Below are 2,773 nucleotides of genomic sequence, written 5' to 3'. Positions count from 1 at the left end.
GCGCCGGACAGCCAGGGCCTGCCGACCGGCGGCGAGATCGTGCGCGATTATCTGGCGCCGCTTGGCCGGCTTCCCGCGATCGCCGCCAATCTGAAGCTCGGCGCCGAGGTCACCGCGATCACCCGTCAGGGACACGACAAGGTCGCCAATGATGGCCGCAAGGACGCGCCCTTCGTCATCCGCTATCGCGATGCCGGCGGCGAGCACCGTGTTCTGGCGCGCGCCGTCATCGACGCGTCCGGAACATGGTGGCGGCCAAACCCGATCGGCATCGACGGGCTGCCGGTTCCCGGCGAAGGCGCGGCGTCGGCGCGCATCGCCTATGGCATTCCCGACGTGGTCGGCAAGGCGAGAGAAGACTATGCGGGCAAGCGCGTCCTGGTCATCGGCGGCGGGCACTCGGCCATCAACGTCGCCCTGGCGCTGATGGAGCTGCAGGACGCGGCACCGGGCACCGAGATCTTCTGGGCGCTGCGCCACGCCAGCGTCGACAGGCTGCTCGGCGGCGGACTGAACGACCAGTTGCCGGAACGTGGCGCGCTTGGGCTGGCCGCCAGGCAGGCGATGACGGACGGCAGGCTGAACATGCTGGCGCCTTTCGCCGTCAACCGTATCGAGACGCAAGGCGAGGGGCTCGTCATCGATGCCAGCCTGGCCGGCAAGCCGTTCAGCCTGGCCGTCGACCGCATCGTCGTCGCCACCGGCTTCCGGCCTGATTTGTCGTTCCTGAGCGAAATCCGCATCGCGCTCGATCCCGCCGTCGAAGCGCCGCCGGCGCTGGCGCCGCTGATTGATCCGAATTTCCACTCCTGCGGCACGGTTCCCGCTCATGGCATACGGGAACTCGCCCACCCAGAACCCGGCTTCACCATCGTTGGCTCGAAATCCTACGGCCGCGCCCCGACCTTCCTGATGGCGACCGGCTACGAGCAGGTCCGCTCGGTGGTCGCCGATATTGCCGGAGACCATGTCGCGGCCCGCGAGGTGCGGCTGGTGCTGCCGGAAACCGGCGTGTGCAGCGCCGTCGGCGTTGTGACGGCATCGGAAAGCGCCGGCTGCTGCGGCGGGCCTGCCCCCGCCAATGTCGATGCCTGCTGTGTCGAGGATGCGCATGCCAAGGCAAAGGGCGCGTCGGGCTGCGGCTGCGGAACCGCGGCCAGCACCGAGGCGAGAGAGACGATGGCGGCCGGCGTCGATGCCTGACGGGTCCGTCCTGCGCAAGGCGATCTGGGCGCTCGGGCTGACCCAGATCGTCGGCTACGGCACGCTCTTCTACAGCTTCTCGATACTGGCGCCGGCAATGGCCAGGGAGTTCGGCCTGACGGAGGGCTGGGTGTTCGGCGCGCTGTCGGCCTCGCTATTTGCCGGCAGCCTGTTCGCGCCGACGGCCGGGCGGTGGGCCGACCGTTTCGGCGCCGGGCGCATCATGACCGTCGGCTCGGTCGCGGCAGCCGTGGCGCTGGCGCTGTGCGCCGTCGCGCCCGGCCGCGTGACCTTCGTCCTGGCATTGCTGGCAATGGAGCTGGCCTCCAGCTTCGTCCTCTACAGCGCCGCCTTCGTGGCGATCGTGCAGATCGGGGTTCCCCGGCCGCAACGCAGCATCACCCACCTGACGCTCATCGCCGGGTTCGCCTCGACCCTGTTCTGGCCGCTGACCTCGGCGCTGCATGCGCATCTCACATGGCGCGAGGTCTATCTTTTGTTCGCGGCCCTCAATCTCGGGCTCTGCCTGCCGATCCACGCCTGGCTGATGCGCCTGTCGCGCCGCCACGCCACGGCCGCGAGCCAAGAGCGCGGGCCGGCCCCGGAAGCGGGCGCGCCGCTCGATCCGCGGCGCGCCCGGGCCGCATTCCTGCTCATGCTGGCGGGGTTCGCCACCGAGGGCTTCGTGCTGTCGGCGATCCTCATCCACATGGTGCCGCTGACGGCGGCGCTGGGGCTCGGAACCGCAGGCCTCTTCGTCTCGACCCTGTTCGGACCGGCGCAGGTCGCCAGCCGGCTGATCAACATGCTGTTTGGCGGCCGCCTGCAGCAAACGCACCTTGCCGTCATTGCCGCGTCGCTGCTCACAGCCGGGCTGTGCGCGCTGCTCCTGACGACGCCGTGGCTGCCCGGCGCCTTCGTGTTCGTGTTGCTGTTCGGCCTCGGTTCCGGCCTCACCAGCATCGTCGGCGGCACCTTGCCGCTCGAACTCTTCGGCCGCGAGGGCTATGGTGCGCGGCTCGGATGGGCAAGTGCTGCCCGTCAGTTCACCTCTGCCTTCGCGCCGTTTGCGCTTGCCTTCATGATGGCGCGGGCGTCCGTCGCCAATTCCCTGTGGGTGCTGGTGGTCGTCGCCGCGAGCGGCGTCATCGCCTTCCTCGCCATCGTGTTGCTGAGGCGCCGCGGCCGGGTTGCGTTCGCCATTGGCGGCAATCCGGAAGAGGCGGCCTGACCGCGCCTCAATGTCTGAGAATCTTGCTCAGAAAAGCGCGGCTGCGGTCGGTCTTGGGGTGCGAGAAGAACTCGTCCGGCGTGCCGCTTTCGACGATGGCGCCGGCGTCCATGAACACCACGCGCTGGGCGACCTTGCGGGCGAAGCCCATCTCGTGTGTCACCACCATCATGGTCATGCCTTCCTCGGCGACCGCCACCATGACGTCGAGCACTTCGGAAATCATCTCGGGATCGAGGGCCGAGGTCGGCTCGTCGAACAGCATGATCTTGGGTCGCATGCCAAGGCAACGCGCGATCGCCACGCGCTGCTGCTGGCCGCCGGAGAGCTGTGCGGGAT

General features: G+C 69.1%; 3 protein-coding genes. 2 read left to right on the top strand and 1 reads right to left on the bottom strand.

The features are described from left to right. Positions 1-1,203, top strand: a 1,203-nt coding sequence (locus EOB49_RS32075; RefSeq protein WP_245472935.1) for an NAD(P)-binding domain-containing protein, incomplete at its 5' end; no start/stop codon positions are given. Then, complete coding sequence (arsK, locus tag EOB49_RS32070) at positions 1,196-2,434, top strand: arsenite efflux MFS transporter ArsK (protein WP_127383331.1); 1,239 nt, start codon at positions 1,196-1,198, stop codon at positions 2,432-2,434. The genes EOB49_RS32075 and arsK, both read left to right, overlap by 8 nt. A 7-nt stretch (positions 2,435-2,441) precedes the next feature. Here arsK and EOB49_RS32065 read toward each other — a convergent pair. Beyond that, positions 2,442-2,773, bottom strand: a 332-nt coding sequence (locus EOB49_RS32065; RefSeq protein WP_164781882.1) for an ATP-binding cassette domain-containing protein, incomplete at its 5' end; no start/stop codon positions are given.

Source organism: Mesorhizobium sp. M7A.F.Ca.MR.148.00.0.0, from assembly GCF_003997735.1.
Classification (GTDB): domain Bacteria; phylum Pseudomonadota; class Alphaproteobacteria; order Rhizobiales; family Rhizobiaceae; genus Mesorhizobium.
The sequence above is the reverse complement of the archived record's forward strand: the minus strand, read 5'-3'. Positions and strand labels throughout refer to the sequence as shown.

Coding starts and splice junctions, on each gene's coding strand:
- arsK (WP_127383331.1), top strand. CDS start 1,196: ATGCCTGACGGGTCCGTCCTGCGCAAGGCGATCTGGGCGCTCGGGCTG.